Origin of the sequence: Bacillus sp. DWP3-1 (genome assembly GCF_049896565.1) — a bacterium.
GTDB lineage: Bacteria > Bacillota > Bacilli > Bacillales > Bacillaceae > Bacillus.
Genome location: NZ_JAFCUN010000001.1, coordinates 272,971 through 292,960 on the forward strand (window position 1 = coordinate 272,971; position 19,990 = coordinate 292,960).

22 protein-coding genes are annotated in these 19,990 nt (G+C 43.1%); 21 read left to right on the forward strand and 1 reads right to left on the reverse strand.

Annotated features, from left to right (window positions below):
• Positions 1 to 7 precede the first annotated feature (7 nt).
• The 10 genes from def (at position 8) to spoVM (ending at position 9,008) form a co-directional block, all read left to right on the forward strand.
• Positions 8 to 490: a peptide deformylase gene (gene def, locus ACP7A0_RS01420; RefSeq protein ID WP_034662448.1), complete on the forward strand. Its 483-nt coding sequence runs from the start codon at positions 8 to 10 to the stop codon at positions 488 to 490.
• A 5-nt stretch (positions 491 to 495) separates the two neighbouring features.
• Complete coding sequence (fmt, locus tag ACP7A0_RS01425) at positions 496 to 1,449, forward strand: methionyl-tRNA formyltransferase (RefSeq protein ID WP_426004012.1); 954 nt, start codon at positions 496 to 498, stop codon at positions 1,447 to 1,449.
• Positions 1,436 to 2,779 (forward strand): 16S rRNA (cytosine(967)-C(5))-methyltransferase RsmB, encoded by a 1,344-nt coding sequence (rsmB, locus tag ACP7A0_RS01430; protein WP_106061511.1) that lies wholly within the window; start codon positions 1,436 to 1,438, stop codon positions 2,777 to 2,779. Before fmt ends, rsmB begins: the two co-directional genes overlap by 14 nt.
• Positions 2,780 to 2,782: 3 nt before the next feature.
• Positions 2,783 to 3,865, forward strand: a complete 1,083-nt coding sequence (rlmN, locus tag ACP7A0_RS01435) for a 23S rRNA (adenine(2503)-C(2))-methyltransferase RlmN (RefSeq protein WP_034662441.1) — start codon at positions 2,783 to 2,785, stop codon at positions 3,863 to 3,865.
• A gap of 3 nt (positions 3,866 to 3,868) precedes the next feature.
• Positions 3,869 to 4,639 (forward strand): Stp1/IreP family PP2C-type Ser/Thr phosphatase, encoded by a 771-nt coding sequence (locus ACP7A0_RS01440; protein ID WP_034662439.1) that lies wholly within the window; start codon positions 3,869 to 3,871, stop codon positions 4,637 to 4,639.
• Entirely contained in the window at positions 4,633 to 6,588 is a 1,956-nt protein-coding gene (pknB, locus tag ACP7A0_RS01445) for a Stk1 family PASTA domain-containing Ser/Thr kinase (RefSeq protein ID WP_426004015.1), read from the forward strand. The genes ACP7A0_RS01440 and pknB overlap by 7 nt, the downstream gene beginning before the upstream one ends.
• 12 nt (positions 6,589 to 6,600) lie before the next feature.
• Positions 6,601 to 7,497, forward strand: a complete 897-nt coding sequence (gene rsgA / locus ACP7A0_RS01450; protein ID WP_106061509.1) for a ribosome small subunit-dependent GTPase A — start codon at positions 6,601 to 6,603, stop codon at positions 7,495 to 7,497.
• 3 nt (positions 7,498 to 7,500) lie between these two features.
• Positions 7,501 to 8,151, forward strand: a complete 651-nt coding sequence (gene rpe, locus ACP7A0_RS01455) for a ribulose-phosphate 3-epimerase (RefSeq protein ID WP_106038753.1) — start codon at positions 7,501 to 7,503, stop codon at positions 8,149 to 8,151.
• Positions 8,152 to 8,211: 60 nt separating this feature from the next.
• A complete protein-coding gene (locus tag ACP7A0_RS01460) occupies positions 8,212 to 8,856 on the forward strand; it encodes a thiamine diphosphokinase (protein WP_106047784.1) in 645 nt (214 codons plus the stop codon).
• Between the two features lie 71 nt (positions 8,857 to 8,927).
• Positions 8,928 to 9,008 (forward strand): stage V sporulation protein SpoVM, encoded by an 81-nt coding sequence (gene spoVM / locus ACP7A0_RS01465; RefSeq protein WP_008354550.1) that lies wholly within the window; start codon positions 8,928 to 8,930, stop codon positions 9,006 to 9,008.
• Between the two features lie 69 nt (positions 9,009 to 9,077).
• Here spoVM and rpmB read toward each other — a convergent pair whose 3' ends face one another.
• Positions 9,078 to 9,266, reverse strand: coding sequence for a 50S ribosomal protein L28 (gene rpmB, locus ACP7A0_RS01470; RefSeq protein WP_003212514.1), 189 nt, complete (start codon positions 9,264 to 9,266; stop codon positions 9,078 to 9,080).
• 271 nt (positions 9,267 to 9,537) lie between these two features.
• Between rpmB and ACP7A0_RS01475 the strand changes: the two genes are divergently transcribed.
• From ACP7A0_RS01475 to rnc, 11 genes are all read left to right on the forward strand, one after another.
• Positions 9,538 to 9,900 carry an Asp23/Gls24 family envelope stress response protein gene (locus ACP7A0_RS01475; RefSeq protein ID WP_003211680.1) on the forward strand — a complete coding sequence of 121 codons (363 nt, stop codon included), beginning with the start codon at positions 9,538 to 9,540 and terminating at the stop codon, positions 9,898 to 9,900.
• A 15-nt stretch (positions 9,901 to 9,915) separates the two neighbouring features.
• Positions 9,916 to 11,589, forward strand: a complete 1,674-nt coding sequence (locus ACP7A0_RS01480; RefSeq protein ID WP_106061508.1) for a DAK2 domain-containing protein — start codon at positions 9,916 to 9,918, stop codon at positions 11,587 to 11,589.
• A 149-nt stretch (positions 11,590 to 11,738) separates the two neighbouring features.
• A complete protein-coding gene (gene sdaAB / locus ACP7A0_RS01485; RefSeq protein WP_034662425.1) occupies positions 11,739 to 12,401 on the forward strand; it encodes an L-serine ammonia-lyase, iron-sulfur-dependent subunit beta in 663 nt (220 codons plus the stop codon).
• Positions 12,402 to 12,421: 20 nt separating this feature from the next.
• A complete protein-coding gene (gene sdaAA / locus ACP7A0_RS01490; protein ID WP_034663849.1) occupies positions 12,422 to 13,324 on the forward strand; it encodes an L-serine ammonia-lyase, iron-sulfur-dependent, subunit alpha in 903 nt (300 codons plus the stop codon).
• Positions 13,302 to 15,350 carry an ATP-dependent DNA helicase RecG gene (recG, locus tag ACP7A0_RS01495; RefSeq protein ID WP_060596232.1) on the forward strand — a complete coding sequence of 683 codons (2,049 nt, stop codon included), beginning with the start codon at positions 13,302 to 13,304 and terminating at the stop codon, positions 15,348 to 15,350. Before sdaAA ends, recG begins: the two co-directional genes overlap by 23 nt.
• A gap of 112 nt (positions 15,351 to 15,462) precedes the next feature.
• Entirely contained in the window at positions 15,463 to 16,029 is a 567-nt protein-coding gene (gene fapR / locus ACP7A0_RS01500; protein ID WP_024424199.1) for a transcription factor FapR, read from the forward strand.
• Between the two features lie 15 nt (positions 16,030 to 16,044).
• The gene (gene plsX / locus ACP7A0_RS01505) at positions 16,045 to 17,043 is read left to right on the forward strand and encodes a phosphate acyltransferase PlsX (protein ID WP_034662420.1); all 999 of its coding nucleotides are present in this window, start codon (positions 16,045 to 16,047) and stop codon (positions 17,041 to 17,043) included.
• A gap of 15 nt (positions 17,044 to 17,058) precedes the next feature.
• Positions 17,059 to 18,003, forward strand: a complete 945-nt coding sequence (fabD, locus tag ACP7A0_RS01510) for an ACP S-malonyltransferase (RefSeq protein ID WP_066030920.1) — start codon at positions 17,059 to 17,061, stop codon at positions 18,001 to 18,003.
• Entirely contained in the window at positions 18,003 to 18,746 is a 744-nt protein-coding gene (fabG, locus tag ACP7A0_RS01515) for a 3-oxoacyl-[acyl-carrier-protein] reductase (protein ID WP_426004022.1), read from the forward strand. The genes fabD and fabG overlap by 1 nt, the downstream gene beginning before the upstream one ends.
• An 81-nt stretch (positions 18,747 to 18,827) precedes the next feature.
• Entirely contained in the window at positions 18,828 to 19,061 is a 234-nt protein-coding gene (gene acpP / locus ACP7A0_RS01520) for an acyl carrier protein (protein ID WP_003212028.1), read from the forward strand.
• Positions 19,062 to 19,245: 184 nt separating this feature from the next.
• Complete coding sequence (gene rnc, locus ACP7A0_RS01525; RefSeq protein WP_060596236.1) at positions 19,246 to 19,989, forward strand: ribonuclease III; 744 nt, start codon at positions 19,246 to 19,248, stop codon at positions 19,987 to 19,989.
• The last annotated feature ends 1 nt before the right edge of the window (position 19,990 follow it).

A 19,990-nucleotide genomic window follows, 5' to 3' on the forward strand; every position in this document is an offset into this window, starting at 1 on the left:
GCTTTAAGTGGCAGTAAAACCAATAGTCATACATCCGGCAGAAGTACTTGAACAAAAGGCAGAGCCTGTTGATACGTTCGATAAAAAGCTCAAAAAACTGCTTGATGATATGTATGATACAATGCTTGAGCTAGATGGAGTCGGACTAGCAGCACCACAAATCGGCATTTCACAAAGAATGGCTGTTGTCGATATCGGAGAGGAACCTGGCAGAATTGATTTAGTGAATCCCGAGGTTCTTGAAGTGAAAGGAAGTCAAACAGATATTGAAGGCTGCCTGAGCTTTCCATCTTTATACGGCACAGTAGAAAGACCGAGCTATGTGAAGGTAAAAGCCTTTGATAAGAAAGGCAAACCATTTACAATAGAAGCAGAAGGATTTTTAGCAAGAGCCTTATTGCACGAAATTGATCATTTAGACGGTATATTATTCACGTCGAAAATCATTCAAACCTATACAGAAAAAGAACTTGCGGAAATGGAAGGGTGAAGAAAATGGCACGTATTGTATTTATGGGAACCCCTGATTTCTCAGTACCTGTGCTGCAAACACTCATAACAGAAGGATACGAAGTTGTCGGGGTCGTCACGCAGCCAGATCGCCCAAAAGGCAGAAAACGAGTACTCACACCGCCTCCTGTGAAAGTGGAAGCCTTAAAGCACGGCATTCCTGTACTGCAGCCTGAAAAGGTGCGTCTTGATGAAGAAATTGATAAAGTGCTTTCATTAAAGCCCGATTTAATTGTAACGGCGGCATTTGGACAAATTCTACCAAAACGATTACTGGATGAACCTCAGTTTGGCTGTATCAATGTTCATGCCTCACTGCTGCCAGAACTAAGAGGCGGCGCGCCGATCCATTATGCGATCCTTCAAGGTAAAAAGAAAACAGGCGTCACCATCATGTACATGGTGGAACGACTCGATGCAGGGGACATGATCAGTAAAGTAGAAGTAGAAATCGACGAATTAGACAATGTCGGTACATTACATGACAAATTAAGTGTAGCAGGCGCCGCATTGCTGAAAGATACTGTGCCAAATGTTCTGAGCGGATCTATTTCTCCAATTCCGCAAAATGAAGAAGCGGCAACGTACGCACCTAATATAAAGCGAGAGCAAGAAAGGTTAGACTGGACAAAGACCGGAGAAGAGCTTTACAACCAAGTTCGCGGCTTAAATCCATGGCCAGTTGCCTATACTGAATGGAACGGGGCTCATCTAAAAGTATGGGAAGCGAAAAAAGTTCCACTTCAAGTGCAAGAAGAACCTGGGAAAGTGATTGTGCTTCAAAAAGAAGGTCCGGTCATTGGAACTGGGAATAAGCAAGGCCTTTTATTAACAGGTGTGCAGCCAGCTGGTAAGAAAAAAATGAGCGGCGAAGACTTCTTAAGAGGCGCAAATATCGAAATTGGACAGAAATTAGGGTTAATGAATGAAGAAAAGTAATGTGAGAGAAGTAGCGCTGGACGCTTTAATCAAACTCGAACAAAACCAAGCTTACAGTAATTTGCTTTTGCAGTCAGTCATGAAAGACAAAGACTTGGCAGATCAGGACAAACCGCTCTTAACAGAGCTTGTGTACGGTACACTGCAAAATAAGCTGGCATTAGATTATATGCTGGCACCATTTGTGAAAAAACCGCAAAAGGTGGCTCCATGGGTCATGCAGCTTTTGCGAATGTCTCTTTATCAAATGGTCTACCTTGAAAAGATTCCAGACCGTGCAGCCATCCATGAAGCAGTTGAGCTAACGAAAAAGAGAGGGCACAAGGGCATTTCTTCACTTGTGAACGGCGTTCTTCGTTCCGTGCAAAGAGAAGGTGTTCCGGCTTTTGATGACATCAAAGATCCGGTCAAGCGGCTTTCAATTGAGACAAGCCACCCATTATGGCTCGTGCAGGAATGGGTTCAGTCGTACGGATTTGAAGCGGCAGAAAGCATGTGCCGCATTCATTTAGTACCGCCAAAGCAAACCCTCCGTGTCAATCGAATGAAAACCGGCCGCGCGGTATTGCAGCAAGAACTGCTGGATGCCGGAATCGAAACGGAGCTCGGCGACTTATCTGAAGATGCACTCAAGCTGATGAAAGGGTCCATCGTTTCAACCCCTTCTTTTCAAGAAGGCTATGTGACCATTCAAGATGAAAGCTCAATGCTTGTCGCAAGAGCACTAGACCCTCAGCCGGGAGAAACAGTGCTTGACGCCTGTGCGGCTCCAGGCGGAAAATCAACACATATCGCAGAGCGTATGAACGACGAAGGACAAATTGTTTCACTTGATTTACATGAACACAAAGTGAAACTCATCAAACAAGCAGCAAAACGCCTGAACCTTACTCAGATTGAGGCAAAAGCGCTTGATGCGAGGAAAGCGAATGACTATTACAGCGAAGCTTCATTTGACCGTATTCTGATTGATGCGCCGTGTTCTGGTTTTGGTGTCATCAGACGAAAACCAGATATGAAATATACTAAGTCTCCAGAAGACTCAGCAAGGCTTGCTGCTATTCAGCAGGCAATCTTAAAAGAAGCAGCTCCGCTTTTAAAGCCTGGCGGATCCCTTGTATATAGTACATGTACAATGGACCCAACAGAAAATCAACAAGTGATTCATGCGTTTTTACAAGAACACCAAGACTTCGAACCCGATCTATCTCTTAATGAACGGCTGCCTGAGCAGGTTGCTCCGTTTGTTCAAAACGGAAGTGTACAAATTCTTCCTCATTATTTCGGAACAGATGGTTTCTTTATTTGCAGCATGAGAAAGAAGGGATAAAAAATGACAGAACAAAAAGTAAGAAAAGAACTGAAAACAGATATGCCGTCGATTTATTCATTTGAGCTTCACGAAATGAAAGAATGGTTAAAAGAACAAGACGAAAAGCCTTTCCGCGCAGCTCAAATTTTTGAGTGGCTTTATGAGAAACGTGTGACATCCTTTGATGAAATGTCTAACCTCTCCAAAGATTTAAGAGAAAAATTAAAAGATCAATTTACAATCACAACTTTAAAAACCGTGATCAAACAAACGTCTCAGGACGGAACGATCAAGTTTTTATTTGAACTGCATGATGGCTATACAATTGAAACAGTGCTTATGCGTCACGAATATGGAAACTCTGTCTGTGTCACGACTCAGGTTGGCTGTAGAATTGGCTGTACATTCTGTGCATCTACACTTGGCGGTTTAAAACGAAACCTTGAAGCGGGAGAAATCGTTGCACAAGTATTAAAAGTGCAGCAGGCACTTGACGAAACAGATGAGAGAGTCAGCTCTGTTGTCATCATGGGAATTGGCGAACCGTTTGATAACTTTGAAGAAATGCTTGCCTTCCTTAAAATCATCAACCATGACAACGGCTTAAATATTGGTGCACGTCATATTACAGTTTCGACAAGCGGAATCATTCCAAAGATTTATCAATTCGCTGATGAGCAAATGCAAATCAACTTTGCTGTATCTCTGCACGCACCGAACACAGAGATCAGAAGCCGCCTGATGCCGATCAATAAGGCATATAAGCTGCCAAAATTAATGGAAGCCATTGAATACTACATTCAAAAGACGGGTAGACGTGTCAGCTTTGAATACGGCCTGTTTGGCGGAGTAAATGATCAAGTTCACCATGCGGAAGAACTTGCAGACCTTTTAAAAGGAATCAAGTGCCACGTAAACCTCATTCCGGTGAACTATGTACCAGAGAGAGATTATGTGAGAACACCTAGAGAACAAATCTTCCTATTTGAAAAAACGCTGAAAGAACGCGGCGTAAACGTAACGATTAGACGAGAGCAAGGCCATGACATTGATGCTGCTTGCGGTCAGCTAAGAGCGAAGGAGCGTCAGGAAGAGACGAGGTGACGAATGTTGATAAGGGCAGCCTTTCTAACCGATACAGGAAAAGTCCGTCAGCATAATGAAGATGATGCAGGTATTTTTGAAGCAAAAGAAGACTCACTTCTCGCTGTTGTAGCAGACGGCATGGGAGGTCATCTTGCTGGTGATGTCGCCAGCAAGATGGCAGTCTCTTCTTTGAAAGAATACTGGGAAAAAACATCTTCAATTCCAGAAAAGCCAGCCGATCAAGAAAGCTGGTTAATCTCAAAAATCAGTGACATTAATGACCAAGTATATGAACATGCGAAAAACAATGAGGAGTGCCAAGGAATGGGGACGACCATTGTGTGTGCGCTCGTTCATTTGCAAACGGTCACAATTGCGCATATTGGAGACAGCCGCTGCTACCTGCTAAGAGAAGGAGCGCTGACCCAATTAACGGATGATCATTCACTTGTGAATGAACTTGTGAAAACAGGTGAAATTTCAAAAGCGGATGCAGAATATCATCCAAGAAAAAATGTGCTCACGAAAGCATTAGGAACAGATAAACGTGTTCAAATTGATGCACGCACCTTTGAAGTGGACCCAGGAGATCAAATCCTGCTTTGCTCAGATGGTCTATCGAATAAAGTAGAAGAAGAGAATTTGATTCATATTTTAACGCAAACGAACGCACCAGAGGAAAAAGTAACAGAGTTAATTCAAACAGCGAATGACAACGGCGGTGAAGATAACATTACAGCAGTACTGTTAGAAATCTCCTCCCAGCCAGAGGAGGGTGACAGCAAGTGTTGATCGGAAAAAGGATCAGCGGCCGTTATCAGATTCTTCGCGTCATAGGCGGAGGCGGAATGGCAAACGTCTATTTGGCGGAGGATATGATTTTAGATCGCGAAGTAGCGATTAAAATTTTGCGGTTTGACTTTGCGAGCGATGATGATTTTATTAGACGATTCCGACGGGAAGCGCAATCAGCTGCAAGCTTAGATCATTCGAATATTGTCAGCATCTACGATGTAGGGGAAGAAGATGATATTTATTATATTGTGATGGAATATGTCGAGGGGATGACGCTGAAAGAATACATACACGCCAATGGCCCGCTTCATCCGAAAGAAGCCGTTCGCATCATGGAGCAAGTCGTTGCGGCGATGGAAGAAGCCCATGCGAAACAGCTCGTCCACCGTGACATTAAGCCTCACAATATATTAATAGACAATATGGGGAATATCAAAGTCACTGATTTTGGGATTGCCATGGCACTCAGCTCAGCGACCATTACCCATACAAATTCTGTCCTAGGCTCCGTGCACTATTTGTCTCCAGAACAAGCACGCGGAGGTCTTGCAACGAAAAAGTCAGACATCTATTCGCTTGGGATTGTGCTTTATGAACTCATCTCAGGACGCATGCCATTTGAAGGGGAATCGGCTGTCAGTGTCGCACTGAAGCATTTGCAATCAGAGCCTCCATCTGTGAGGAGATGGAATCCTTCTGTTCCACAAAGCGTGGAAAACATCATTTTAAAGGCGATGGCCAAAGATCCATTTTATCGATATGAAGATGCATCTGAAATGCAAAAAGACTTAAAAACCGCTTTCGATCCAGCCAGATTAAAAGAAAAACGCTTTGTCATTGAAGAAGACCATGAAGCAACGAAAGCGATCCCAATCATTCAAGATCATCTAATCGATCAAGACAATGAAAAAACAGCTGTCCACCCGGCTCAAAAACCGAAGAAAAAAGAGAAACAAAAGCCGAAAAAGAAACGAAAAAAATGGCCATGGATTGTGGCATCCATCTTATTTATTTTGACCGCTGCGACGATTTTAGCCATCACTGTGTTTCCAGGGCTGCTTTTTCCAAAAGATGTTGAGGTCACGGATGTATCTGGCATGACGGTTGAAAAAGCAGAAGATACCTTGAAGAAAGCTGGGTTCACCGTCGCTTCGGAACCAATTGAGATCGCTGATGAGAAAATTGAAAAAGGGCTTGTCGTCAAAACAGATCCGAAAATCGGCACAAAGGTAAAAGAAGGGACAGAAATTCAGCTTTACGAAAGTACTGGCAAGGAAAAGACCGAATTACCTGATGTTACAGGCGAAAAGGTCGATAAAGCAAAAGAATTATTAGAGAAAAAAGGGTTTAAACAGGTCGTTGTGGAGGAAGTGAATGATAATGACACCGAATCTGGGATTGTCATGGAACAGAATCCTTCAGCGAATACAGAGCTTGTAGCAGCAGATGAAGAAGTCACGTTGACTGTCAGCATAGGTCCTGCCGATATTACATTACGTGATTTAACGACGTATAGTAAGCAGGCGGCATCGAATTATTTAGAGGATAACGGATTAAAGCTTTATGAAAAAGAAGCGCATTCTGACGAAGTACCAAAAGGCGAGGTCATGAAGCAGGAACCAGGAGCAGGAACTGCTGTTAAACCAGGTGATACGGTCAAGATTACATTCTCTCTTGGACCGAAGGAAAAACCAGCCAAAACGGTGACTGAAAAGATTGCGATCCCTTATGAACCAGAAACGGAAGGGCAGGAGATGAAGGTCCAAATTTCCATTGATGATGCGGAGCATAGCATCTCTGATTCATATGAAAGCTTTAAAATCACTGCGCCGACTGAGCGGACCATTAAGTTTAAGATTGAACCAGGTCAAAAAGGATATTATCAAGTGACGGTTGATGATAAAGTCGTAAGCTCTAAAACGATCGAATACCCTGATGATGAATAAAGGAGGGACTTTATGCCTGAGGGCAAAATTATTAAAGCATTAAGCGGATTCTACTATGTGCTGGATGAGTCAAAAGAAAGTGGAAAAGTGGTTCAGTGCAGAGCAAGAGGCATTTTTCGAAAAAACAAAATCACACCTCTTGTTGGAGATTATGTCGTGTATCAAGCAGACAACGATAAAGAAGGCTACTTATTAGAAGTAAAAGAACGGACAAACGAACTTGTTCGTCCCCCTATTAGTAACGTCGATCAAGCGGTACTTGTTTTCTCAGCAGCAGAACCAACCTTTAGCACATCACTCTTAGACAGATTTTTAGTGCTTGTTGAAGCCAATCATATTGAGCCGATTATCTGCATCACTAAAATGGACTTATTGAAAACAGATCAAGAGCGTGAAGCTATCGAGGCATATGCAGACGACTATCGGCAAATTGGCTATGATGTTCATTTAACCTCTACGATGGAGGGAGACGGAATTGAGAAGCTGACCCCGCATTTTCACAATAAGATCACTGTATTTGCCGGTCAGTCTGGTGTAGGCAAGTCCTCCCTTTTAAATGCGATGAGTCCTGAATTGGCGCTGAAAACAAATGATATCTCATCCCATCTCGGACGAGGAAAGCATACGACAAGGCATGTTGAACTTATTCGAACAGCAGACGGGCTCATTGCAGATACTCCTGGCTTTAGCTCGCTCGAATTTACTGGCATCGAAGCAGAAAATCTAGGTCTATACTTTTTAGACATCAGAGAGCGGAGTGCAGATTGTAAATTTAGAGGCTGCCTGCACGTGAAAGAGCCTGGCTGTGCGATAAAAGATGCGGTCGAGCATGATCAAATCAGAGAGTATCGCTATCAGCATTATTTAGAGTTTTTAACTGAAATCAAAGACAGAAAGCCGAGGTACTAAATCATGGTTTATATTGCCCCTTCCATTTTATCAGCAGATTTTGCCAATTTGGAGAAAGATATCCGTGATGTGGAACAAGGCGGTGCGGATTACATTCATATCGATGTCATGGACGGTCATTTTGTACCGAATATGACATTTGGGCCGAATGTTGTCGAAGCGATCAGACCGCATACGCGTCTTCCGCTTGATGTTCACTTAATGATTGAGCAGCCAGACCGGTATATTCCTGCATTCGCAAAAGCAGGCGCTGATATTATTTCTGTTCATGTGGAAGCTTGTCCGCACTTACACCGAACAATACAGCACATTAAAGAACAAGGTGTAAAAGCAGGGGTCGTCTTGAATCCTCACACACCTGTTTCTCACATTGAGCATGTATTAGAGGATGTGGACCTTGTGTTATTCATGACGGTAAATCCTGGTTTTGGGGGACAAGCATTTATTCCATCTGTTCTCACGAAGGTAAAAGAAGTAAAAGCACTGAGTGAACAAAAGGGCTTAACCGATTTACTGATAGAAATAGACGGTGGTGTCAATGTAGAAACTGCAAAGGATTGCAAAGAAGCAGGCGCTAATTTACTTGTAGCGGGCTCAGCGGTATACAGTAAAGACAACCGCGCAGCAGCGATCCAGGCAATTCGAGAAGCGTAAAGAAAGGAACCAAAGTCATTGTGATCTTTGGTTCTTTTTATATAGAGAGGAGCGTATATCATGCACATACATATCGTAGCCGGCGGTCCTTTTGGATACATTCCGCCACTTGAACATGAAGCATCACAGAAGGATATTCTCTGGATTGGCGTAGACCGTGGAACCCTCTTCTTACTAGAGCAAGGCATCATCCCTGCCAAAGCCTTTGGTGATTTTGACAGTGTGACAGAAGAAGAGCTTCGGGAGCTGAAAGAAAAATTGCCTGCCCTGAATGTATTTCAAGCTGAAAAGGATGAAACCGATTTAGAGCTTGCACTGAACTGGGCATTGAGTCAGCATCCAGCACATATTTACATCTACGGTATTACGGGAGGAAGGGCTGATCATTTTCTAGGAAATATCCATCTTCTTTACAAAGGGATTCAGCACAAGCAGAATATCACCCTTGTAGACAAACAAAATATCATTCAAATGTTTGAACCTGGTACATACGAAATAAAAGAAGATCAGGATAAAAAATATGTGTCGTTTCTACCCTTTGGAACACCGGTTGAAAAGCTGACATTAAAAGGTTTCAAATATCCTCTGAAAAATTGTCATATTGAGCCTGGTTCCACACTATGTATTAGTAACGAACTCATCCACTCAAATGGTACTTTTTCTTTTCATGAAGGCATATTAATAATGGTAAGAAGCAAAGATTGACCAACCTATCAATGTGGATGGCTGATTAAGCTCAATTGTGCTGCAAGCGGTACTTTTAGGAGGGGGACAAAATGAAATTTTATACAATCAAACTGCCTAGATTTCTTGGCGGCATTGTCCGTGCGATGCTTGGTTCATTTAAGAAAGATTAATGAGTAATCTCCTTTATTTCCACATAAAAACGCCTGCTACAATTAATTGTAGCAGGCGTTTACTCTTGCTTATACACGCTCAACTTTACCAGATTTCAAAGCTCGAGCTGATACATATACTCTTTTAGGCTTACCGTCCACTAGAATACGAACTTTTTGAAGGTTCGCGCCCCATGTACGTTTTGTAGAGTTCATTGCGTGAGAACGGTTGTTCCCAGCTTTTGTTTTTCTGCCTGTAATAACGCATTTACGTGCCATTTGTTTCCCTCCTAACTGCGAAAACATCATCATATTCTTCATATACGTACTTAGAGATGCCTCAAGATACTTTAATAATTTACCACAGCTTCAAGGGGTTTGCAAGGATTGTTTACTCCTCTTTCAAGAAAAATACCTTGACATCTTGATAAAAAATCTAGGCTATAGTATAAGTAGGATTGGGTCGGATTGAATGATTTCTTTTAAAAAGAAGGGTCTTATAGTAAAATAGTGATAACTCAGGGCAATTTCTCAAAAAGGGGGAACCAATGTGTCCATTGAACTTAGAACGAAATACGGACAAATTGATATATCAAATGAAGTCATTGCAATGGTGGCAGGAGGCGCTGCGATCGATTGTTATGGTATTGTTGGGATGGCGTCCAAAAATCAAATCAAGGACGGTTTGACGGATATTCTCCGCAAAGAGAACTTCAGCCGGGGTGTTCTTGTGCGTCAAAAAGAAGACCGCATTCATATTGATATGTACATCATCGTCAGCTACGGTACAAAAATATCAGAAGTCGCACATAATGTTCAAACGAAAGTCAAATATACGATTTCTCACACAGTTGGACTTTCTGTTGATTCGGTCAACATTTATGTACAAGGAGTAAGAGTTACGAACCCGTAGTAAGGAGGAAATATATTGTCTATTAGAAATCTTGATGGCCGCTCATTTGCAAAAATGATTCTTGCAGGTGCTCACCATCTTTCTCAAAACGCACAAATTGTTGATGCGTTAAATGTTTTTCCAGTGCCAGACGGAGACACGGGGACAAATATGAATTTGTCGATGACTTCAGGGGCAAAAGCAGTTGAAGAAACAAATACCGATCATATTGGGAAGGTCGGCGTGGCCCTGTCAAAAGGGCTGTTGATGGGCGCAAGAGGAAACTCAGGCGTGATCCTTTCACAGCTCTTTAGAGGTTTCAGTAAACATATTGAACAAAAAGAAACGATTGATGCAAAAGAATTTGCCCTTGCTTTACAGGCAGGTGTTGATACAGCATATAAAGCCGTGATGAAACCGATTGAAGGGACCATCTTAACGGTTGCAAAGGATGCAGCAAAGAAAGCGGTTGCTGTTTCAGTAGCAGAAAATGACATTGACCGCGTTCTTGAGTTAACGATTGAGGAAGCGAGAGCATCACTTGATCGAACGCCAGATCTGCTTCCTGTTTTAAAAGAAGTGGGCGTTGTCGATAGTGGGGGTAAAGGACTTCTGTGCGTATATGAAGGTTTCCTTGCTTCATTAAGAGGAGAGGACCTCCATCTGAAAGCGGCCTCTTTGCCAACGTTAAAAGAACTTGTCAGTGCAGAGCATCATAAAAGTGCACAAAGCCATATGAACACTGAAGATATCGAATTTGGTTATTGTACTGAATTTATGGTGAAATTTGAAGAAGACAAACAGTCCTTTGATGAGAATGCCTTCAGAGAAGACTTAAGCGAATTCGGAGATTCACTTCTTGTGGTGTCTGATGAAACGCTGGCGAAAGTTCATATTCATGCAGAGCAGCCTGGAGATGTCTTATCCTATGCACAGCGCTACGGCAGCCTGATCAATATGAAAATTGAAAATATGAGAGAGCAGCATAGCTCGATTGTGAACGAAGAAAGAGAACACGCGCCCGCTGCACCAAAGGCACCTGCTGCTGAAAAACAGCGCTTTGGAGTCGTCAGTGTCGCAATGGGAGAAGGAATTGCTGACTTGTTTAAAAGTATCGGAGCTTCCGTCGTCATTGAAGGCGGACAGACGATGAACCCGAGCACAGAAGACATTGTCACAGCAATTGAAAGCGTACATGCCGAAACCGTCTTTATCTTACCTAATAATTCTAATATTGTCATGGCAGCGAAACAGGCGGCAACTGTCTCAAGTCGTGAGGTCGTTGTCATTCCGACGAAGACCGTTCCCCAAGGAATGTCGGCACTTCTTTCTCTAAATGAAGCAGCTTCAAATGAAGACAACGAAGCAGCGATGCTAGAAGCGATTGACCACGTGAAAAGCGGCCAAATTACCTTTGCAGTGAGAGATACCCAAATTGATGGTATTGATATTGCCAAAGGCGATTATATGGGTCTCTTTAACGGGAAAATTACCTTAACCGCGAAAAATCAATTAGATGCAGCAAAAGAGCTTTTGACCAAAATGGTGACAGAAGATGATGAGATTGTCACGATCATTAAAGGGGAAGATGCATCATCTGAAGAGATGGATGCGTTAGAAGCCTTTATTGAAGAAACATTTGAAGAGGTAGAAGTTGAAGTCCACGATGGAAAACAGCCGCTTTATTCATATATTTTGGCTGTTGAATAACGAAAGAAGGGCAAATAAAGCCCTTCTTCTTCTTTTGCAATTTTTTACTAGTGATTCAACGGTGAAATGAGTTGCGGGAAACGAATGAATCCATTAGTCTAAAGAAAGAACCAAACCAATATGTGAGTGGTTATGAGAGGGGAAGACCTATGAAATTTAGAAGTGTGTTTGATATTATTGGACCCGTCATGATTGGTCCATCAAGTTCGCACACAGCGGGTGCGGCTCGTATAGGAAGAGTGGCTCGCAGCTTATTTGGAAGAGAACCGAAACAAATTGTCGTTTCATTTTATGGCTCTTTTAAAGATACGTATAAAGGACACGGTACAGATGTCGCCATTATCGGCGGTGTTCTTGACTTTGATACATTTGATGAACGCATCAAAACAGCGATTGATATTGCAAAAAGCAAAGAGATCGACATTGAATTTAAAGAAGAAGATGCGGTGCCAGCGCATCCGAATACAGCAAAAGTAGAGATATCAGATGCAAATGGAAAGCTTGAATTAATCGGGATTTCCATCGGCGGTGGTAAAATTGAAATCACTGAACTGAATGGCTTTGAGCTCAGGCTTTCAGGAAATCATCCTGCCATTCTTGTGGTTCATAACGATCGCTACGGCACGATTGCAGCAGTGGCCAATGTGTTAGCGAAATTCGCCATCAACATCGGTCATATGGAAGTGGCACGTAAAGATGTCGGGCAAGAGGCTCTGATGACCATCGAAGTGGATCAAAATATTGACCCAGCTGTCCTATCAGAGCTTGAAACGCTGCCAAACATTATTCAAGTCACACAAATTGCAGAGTAACAACAAGGAGGTTATGAATGATGTTTAAAAACGTCAAAGAACTCGTGCAGCTAACAGAAGAACGGAATACCTCCATTTCAGAAATAATGATCGCGCAAGAAATGGAAGTGACAGGGAAGTCACGTGAAGATATTTTCTCCCAGATGTACCGCAACCTAGAAGTGATGGAACAGGCCGTAGAAAACGGGCTGAAAGGTGTGAAATCATTATCAGGTTTAACAGGCGGAGATGCGGTCAAGCTTCAAGCATATATCGCATCAGGCAAAACGCTGTCTGGACATACTATATTAGATGCTGTCAGTAAGGCAGTGGCAACGAATGAAGTCAATGCCGCAATGGGGACGATTTGTGCAACGCCTACAGCAGGCTCAGCAGGTGTTGTGCCGGGTACGTTATTTGCAGTAAAAGAAACATTAAAGCCAACTAAGGAACAAATGGTCAGATTCCTATTCACCTCTGGCGCATTTGGCTTTGTTGTGGCCAATAATGCGAGCATCTCTGGTGCAGCAGGCGGCTGTCAGGCAGAGGTAGGTTCAGCATCAGGTATGGCGGCAGCAGCCATTGTCGAAATGGCAGGCGGTACACCTCAGCAATCTGCTGAAGCGATGGCGATTACACTGAAAAATATGCTTGGACTTGTTTGTGACCCAGTAGCTGGACTTGTCGAGGTACCGTGCGTAAAACGAAACGCAATGGGTGCATCAAATGCGATGATCGCAGCAGATATGGCACTTGCCGGCATCACAAGCCGTATTCCATGTGATGAAGTCATTGATGCGATGTATAAAATCGGTCAAACCATGCCAACGGCACTTCGTGAAACAGCACAAGGCGGACTTGCTGCAACACCGACAGCAAGAGAGCTTGAAAAGAAGATTTTCGGAGGTGTGACCTCATCTCGTGATACAGAAACTGCAAGATAATGTCTCTGTCCTCAAAGGGATTGGAGAAGAAACCGAAAAAACACTCAATGAACTTGGAATCTATACAGTAGCCGATTTGCTTGGCTACTTTCCTTATCGATATGACGACTATGAGCTTCGTAATTTAGAAGAAGTTAAGCATGATGAACGTGTCACAGTTGAAGGGAAAGTGCACAGTGAGCCCGTCCTCACCTATTATGGAAAAAAACGAAGCAGGCTGACATTCAGGCTGCTTGTCGGGCGTTTTCTCATCACAGCGATTTGCTTCAATCGCCCTTATTTAAAACGAAGCCTTGTTTTAGGTGATACAGTATCCGTCACTGGGAAATGGGATAAAAACCGTCAATCCATCATGGTGCAGGAATTTAAAAAAGGGACGCACGAGCAAGATGGCAGTATAGAGCCTGTTTATTCAGTAAAAGAAAATGTAACCGTGAAGATGATGAGACGCTTTGTGAAACAGGCCCTGTCACTTTATGTAGACAAAGCCGAAGATCCACTGCCAAAGCAGCTTGTCTCTACCTATAAACTCATGTCCTATCAGGAAGCGTTAAAAACCATTCATCTACCAGAAACAAGAGACTCGCTCAAGCAAGCAAGACGCCGCTTTGTGTACGAGGAATTTCTCATCTTTCAATTGAAGATGCAGGCAATCAGAAAGAAAGAGCGAGAAAAAACATCAGGCATCCAGCATCCGTTTTCCAAAGAGGCTGTTTTTGAGTTTGTTCACAGCCTGCCATTTCCGCTGACAAAGGCACAATCAAGAGTGCTTGATGAAATTATGTCTGATATGGCATCCCCGTACCGGATGAACCGTCTGCTTCAAGGGGATGTAGGCTCAGGGAAAACAGCTGTTGCAGCCATTGCGCTTTATGCCGCTCATTTATCCGGCTATCAAGGTGCATTAATGGTCCCAACAGAGATTTTGGCAGAACAGCATGCAGATTCACTTTACCAGCTGTTTGAAAAATGGGGACTGAATATCGCCCTTCTGACAAGCTCTGTGAAAGGAAAGCGCCGCAGAGAATTGCTGGAACGTCTAAAAGAGGGCGAGATTGATATATTAGTCGGTACGCATGCGCTCATTCAAGACGAAGTCGAATTTCAGCAGCTCGGTCTTGTTATCACAGATGAGCAGCACCGGTTTGGCGTAGAACAGCGAAAAAAACTAAGAAGTAAAGGGCAGGACCCAGATGTCTTGTTTATGACTGCCACACCTATTCCGCGAACACTTGCAATCACTGTCTTTGGAGAAATGGACGTATCCGTCATTGATGAATTACCAGCCGGCAGAAAACAGATCGAAACGTATTGGGTCAAGCATGACATGCTTGAGAGGATTCTTGCATTTGTGGATAAAGAGCTGAGAAAAGGAAGACAGGCGTATATTATTTGTCCGCTCATAGAAGAATCAGACAAGCTGGATGTGCAAAATGCGATCGATGTCCACAGTATGCTGACAGAGGCTTACCGTGGTAAGTGGTCGATCGGCTTAATGCACGGGAAACTGGCGAGTGACGAAAAAGATCAGGTGATGAGAGACTTTACAGCAAATGAAGTTCAAATTCTCGTTTCAACCACAGTCGTTGAAGTCGGGGTCAACGTACCGAATGCGACCATCATGGTCATTTATGATGCAGACCGCTTCGGACTGTCTCAGCTTCATCAGCTCAGAGGCCGGGTTGGACGCGGAGAGCATCAATCATTTTGTGTTTTAATGGCGGATCCAAAATCAGAAACGGGGAAAGAGCGGATGCGGATCATGTCCGAAACAACCGACGGTTTTGAGCTGTCTGAAAAGGACTTAGAACTAAGAGGACCCGGCGATTTCTTCGGTAAAAAACAAAGCGGAATGCCTGAATTTAAAGTAGCAGATATGGTTCATGACTACAGAGCGCTGGAAACCGCTAGAAAAGATGCGGCAGAACTTGTGCAATCAGACGCATTTTGGACAGACCCCGAATACAAAGAACTTCGGCAAACACTTGTAGACAGCGGGGTGCTGGGCGGAGATAAATTAAGCTGATCAAGCGCTGGAGGAATTTTCTTGTCTTTTTGAAACAAGGATTGATTTATCATCTATGAGATTATATACTACTATTAGTACCTAGTCATAAATGTACGGATGGTGTCTGCATATGAAACTAAATAAAAAAGAACGTCAAAAGCTTCTCCAGCAAACGATCAGCTCGACTCCGTTCATTACTGATGAAGAATTGGCAAGTAAATTCGGTGTAAGCATTCAAACGGTTCGTCTTGATCGTTTGGAACTGTCGATTCCTGAATTACGCGAAAGAATTAAGCATGTGGCCGAAAAGACATTAGAGGATGAAGTGAAGTCACTTCCGCTGGATGAAGTGATTGGAGAAATGATTGATGTAGAGCTTGATGACCAAGCCATTTCCATTTTAGAAGTGAGAAAAGAGCATGTATTTAGCCGAAATCAAATTGCCAGGGGACATCATCTCTTCGCCCAGGCTAATTCGCTCGCAGTAGCCGTCATCGACGATGAACTGGCGCTGACAGCAAAAGCGAATATCAGATTTACAAGGCAGGTTAAACAAGGCGAACGAGTCGTCTCAAAAGCTAAAGTAGCCTCACATGATAAAGAAAAAGGCAGAACTGTAGTTGAAGTAAACAGCTATGTCGGTGAGGAAGTTGTCTTCTCAGGTGACTTCGTCATGTATCGCTCAAAACAAAAGTAAAAGGTGGCACGTAATATGAGAATTGCAGTCGATGCAATGGGGGGAGACCATGCCCCTAAAGCCATTATTGACGGTGTGCAAAAAAGCTTAACGGCATTTTCAGATATCGAGATTACACTTGTCGGCGATGAAAACAAAATCAAACCATACATAACAAATAACGAGCGCATCACGATTTTAGATGCAAAAGAAGTCATTGAACCGACAGATGAACCAGTGCGTGCAGTTAGACGTAAAAAGGATTCATCTATGGTGAAAATGGCGCAGGAAGTATCCGAGGGACGTGCAGATGCCTGCATCTCAGCAGGAAATACTGGAGCTCTCATGACAGCAGGATTGTTTATCGTAGGCAGAATCGACGGCATAGACAGACCGGCACTTGCTCCAACACTGCCAACACTTGATGGCAGCGGGTTTTTATTACTGGATGTCGGCGCAAACGTTGATGCGAAACCAGAACACCTAATGCAATATGCCATGATGGGATCAATCTACGCAGAGCGTGTCTTTCCAAAGAGCAATCCGCGCGTTGGATTGTTAAATGTAGGAACAGAAGATAAAAAAGGTAACGATCTCACGAAAAAAACCTTTGAATTATTAAAAGCATCAGACTTGAATTTCGTAGGAAATGTGGAGTCTCGTGATTTACTAGAAGGTGTTGCTGATGTTGTTGTCACAGATGGTTTCACAGGAAATATCGCCTTGAAAACGATTGAAGGCACAGCCCTTTCTGTATTTAAAATGCTGAAAGAAACATTAACATCCAGCTTCACAGCAAAAATAGCAGCTGGCATGATGAAGCCGAAATTGATGCAGATGAAGTCTAAAATGGATTACTCCGAATATGGCGGTGCCGCTTTATTTGGTTTAAAAGCACCTGTCATTAAAGCACACGGCTCCTCTGATGAAAACGCCATTTTTCATGCAATTCGTCAGGCACGTGATATCGTAGAAAAAGACGTTTCAGCCATCATTCATCAAGAAGTCCAAAAAGAAACCACGAACGAGTCTTAATGGAGGTAAAGCAGCATGACTAAAATTGCATTTTTATTCCCTGGCCAAGGCTCTCAAAAAATTGGCATGGGAAAAGATTTATTTGACCAAGAAGCAGTATCTAAAGCTGTATTTGAAGAAGCAGACAAGACCCTCGGTTTTGACTTATCTTCGATGATTTTTGAAGGAGATGCAGAAGAACTGACGCTCACTTATAACGCGCAGCCAGCTCTTTTAACGACAAGTATCGCCATCTTAAAGAAATTTGAAGAGAGCGGAATCAAAGCAGATTACGCAGCAGGACATAGCCTTGGTGAATATACGGCTCTCGTTGCAGCAGGCGCACTTTCGTTTCAAGATGCTGTCTATGCAGTAAGAAAGCGCGGCGAATTAATGAACGAAGCTGTTCCAGCAGGAGAAGGCGCCATGGCAGCGATTCTTGGCTTAGATCAAGCGGCGCTTCTAGAAGTGACAAAAGAAGTGACAGAAAGCGGTCACCTTGTAGAACTCGCTAACCTAAACTGTCCTGGTCAAATCGTCATCTCTGGTACAGCAAAAGGTGTAGAACTAGCTTCAGAGAAAGCGAAAGAAAAAGGCGCAAAACGTGCGATTGCCCTTGAAGTGAGCGGACCTTTCCATTCTGCCTTAATGAAACCAGCCGCTGAAAAATTCACAGATGTTCTGTCAAAGCTAGACATTTCGGATGCCAAAACACCAGTGATCTCAAATGTAACAGCAGACATCGTCACATCTCGTGATGCTATTGAGACAAAGCTCATTGAACAATTGTATTCTCCTGTTCGATTTGAAGAAAGTGTGGAACGCCTCATTGATTTAGGCGTGACAACGTTTATTGAAATTGGTCCGGGCAAAGTACTTTCAGGCCTTGTGAAAAAGGTCAATCGCCGCCTGACAACCATTTCTGTTTCAGATCAGGAAACAATTGAAGCAGCTATTCAAACATTGAAGGAGGATTCTTGATGCTGACAAATAAAACAGCCGTTGTAACAGGTGCATCACGCGGGATTGGCCGTTCCATCGCGATCGATTTAGCGAAGAATGGTGCAAATGTTGTCGTCAACTATTCTGGAAACGAAGCAAAAGCAAATGAAGTCGTAGACGAAATCAAAGCACTTGGCCAGCAGGCATTTGCCGTTAAAGCTGATGTTTCAAATGCTGAAGAAGTACAAGCGCTCATGAAACAAGCAATTGACACATTTGGTTCAATTGACATCCTTGTCAATAATGCAGGGATCACAAAGGACAACCTGCTCATGAGAATGAAAGAAAATGAATGGGATGACGTCATTAACATAAACTTAAAAGGGGTCTTTAACTGTACAAAAGCCGTGACACGTCAAATGATGAAACAGCGCAGCGGAAGAATCATCAACTTGGCTTCAGTGGTTGGCGTATGTGGAAACCCTGGACAAGCAAACTATGTTGCAGCAAAAGCTGGCGTCATCGGGTTAACGAAAACAACAGCAAAAGAGCTGGCAACCCGTCATATTACAGTCAATGCAGTAGCACCAGGCTTTATTTCGACAGATATGACAGACAAGCTTGATGAGAATGTGCAGTCTGAAATGCTCAAACAAATCCCGCTTGCACGCATTGGTGCACCTGAAGATATTAGCAACGTCGTTGTCTTTTTAGCTTCAGAAGGAGCAGGTTATATTACAGGCCAAACCATCCAAGTAGATGGCGGAATGGTTATGTCCTAAGAAATATCAAAATTTCATTAGGTTTTCTCTAGTTTTTTAAAAACGAATCAACTATAATACTTTGAGGGGAGGTGAAAGGCAATGGCAGACGTATTAGAGCGTGTATCAAAAATTATTGTAGACCGCCTTGGCGTTGATGAGGCTGACGTGAAAATGGAAGCTTCATTTAAAGAAGATTTAGGCGCTGATTCCCTTGATGTAGTTGAGCTAGTTATGGAACTTGAAGATGAGTTCGATATGGAAATTTCTGACGAAGATGCTGAAAAAATTGCAACAGTCGGTGACGCTGTGAACTACATAAATAGCCAGCAATAAGCGTAACAAAGTCCCGTCTATTTTCATGACGGGACTTTGAAAATTTATGTTAGTTTCAACACATTCAGCTGATCAATTGTCAGCCTTTTTCAGATGCTAAGGAGCAATGTTTCCTTGCATGTAGAAAGAGAGACTCCATATAATCAGTATCCTTAAAGGCGATTAAGCCTACCTGGAGGTTGCTATGCCAAAACACTATAAAGACAAACAGAAACAGAGCAAAAAACTAGAGCAATTTAGAGAGTTCCAGCAGCGCATTTCTGTACACTTTCAAAATGAAAAACTTCTATATCAAGCCTTTACGCATTCCTCTTATGTGAATGAACACCGGAAAAAGCCATACGAGGATAATGAAAGACTTGAATTTCTAGGAGATGCTGTTTTAGAATTGACGATCTCTCAATTCTTATTTGCGAAATATCCAGCGATGAGCGAGGGAGATTTAACGAAACTGAGAGCGGCAATCGTATGTGAACCGTCACTTGTGTCACTGGCACATGAGCTGTCCTTCGGAGACCTTGTTCTTTTAGGAAAAGGCGAAGAAATGACAGGCGGGAGAAAACGCCCAGCACTCTTAGCGGACGTATTCGAGGCGTTTATCGGAGCACTTTATTTAGATCAGGGGCTGGAGCCAGTGGAACGATTCCTAGTTGCCTATGTCTATCCGAAAATTAACGATGGAGCGTTCTCGCACGTCATGGACTTTAAAAGCCAGCTGCAAGAATTCGTTCAGCGCGATGGAAAAGGTGTACTGGAATACCACATCCTGCATGAAAAAGGACCAGCACATAACCGGGAATTTGAAGCAAATGTATCCCTTCGCGGAGAAGTGCTCGGAATTGGAAATGGCCGCTCTAAAAAAGAAGCAGAACAGCATGCTGCACAGGAAGCACTTGCTAAATTGCAGAAACATCATATGAACCAATAAA

What these genes read in the sequence shown, in the direction of transcription:
- sdaAB (WP_034662425.1), top strand. Translation starts at nt 11,739, where the DNA reads ATGAAATTTAGAAGTGTGTTTGATATTATTGGACCCGTCATGATTGGT.
- ACP7A0_RS01460 (WP_106047784.1), top strand. Translation starts at nt 8,212, where the DNA reads ATGCACATACATATCGTAGCCGGCGGTCCTTTTGGATACATTCCGCCA.
- rpmB (WP_003212514.1), bottom strand. Translation starts at nt 9,266, where the DNA reads ATGGCACGTAAATGCGTTATTACAGGCAGAAAAACAAAAGCTGGGAAC.
- rlmN (WP_034662441.1), top strand. Translation starts at nt 2,783, where the DNA reads ATGACAGAACAAAAAGTAAGAAAAGAACTGAAAACAGATATGCCGTCG.
- fmt (WP_426004012.1), top strand. Translation starts at nt 496, where the DNA reads ATGGCACGTATTGTATTTATGGGAACCCCTGATTTCTCAGTACCTGTG.
- plsX (WP_034662420.1), top strand. Translation starts at nt 16,045, where the DNA reads ATGAGAATTGCAGTCGATGCAATGGGGGGAGACCATGCCCCTAAAGCC.
- acpP (WP_003212028.1), top strand. Translation starts at nt 18,828, where the DNA reads ATGGCAGACGTATTAGAGCGTGTATCAAAAATTATTGTAGACCGCCTT.
- ACP7A0_RS01440 (WP_034662439.1), top strand. Translation starts at nt 3,869, where the DNA reads ATGTTGATAAGGGCAGCCTTTCTAACCGATACAGGAAAAGTCCGTCAG.
- sdaAA (WP_034663849.1), top strand. Translation starts at nt 12,422, where the DNA reads ATGTTTAAAAACGTCAAAGAACTCGTGCAGCTAACAGAAGAACGGAAT.
- fabG (WP_426004022.1), top strand. Translation starts at nt 18,003, where the DNA reads ATGCTGACAAATAAAACAGCCGTTGTAACAGGTGCATCACGCGGGATT.
- fapR (WP_024424199.1), top strand. Translation starts at nt 15,463, where the DNA reads ATGAAACTAAATAAAAAAGAACGTCAAAAGCTTCTCCAGCAAACGATC.
- rsmB (WP_106061511.1), top strand. Translation starts at nt 1,436, where the DNA reads ATGAAGAAAAGTAATGTGAGAGAAGTAGCGCTGGACGCTTTAATCAAA.
- spoVM (WP_008354550.1), top strand. Translation starts at nt 8,928, where the DNA reads ATGAAATTTTATACAATCAAACTGCCTAGATTTCTTGGCGGCATTGTC.
- rpe (WP_106038753.1), top strand. Translation starts at nt 7,501, where the DNA reads ATGGTTTATATTGCCCCTTCCATTTTATCAGCAGATTTTGCCAATTTG.
- rsgA (WP_106061509.1), top strand. Translation starts at nt 6,601, where the DNA reads ATGCCTGAGGGCAAAATTATTAAAGCATTAAGCGGATTCTACTATGTG.
- rnc (WP_060596236.1), top strand. Translation starts at nt 19,246, where the DNA reads ATGCCAAAACACTATAAAGACAAACAGAAACAGAGCAAAAAACTAGAG.
- fabD (WP_066030920.1), top strand. Translation starts at nt 17,059, where the DNA reads ATGACTAAAATTGCATTTTTATTCCCTGGCCAAGGCTCTCAAAAAATT.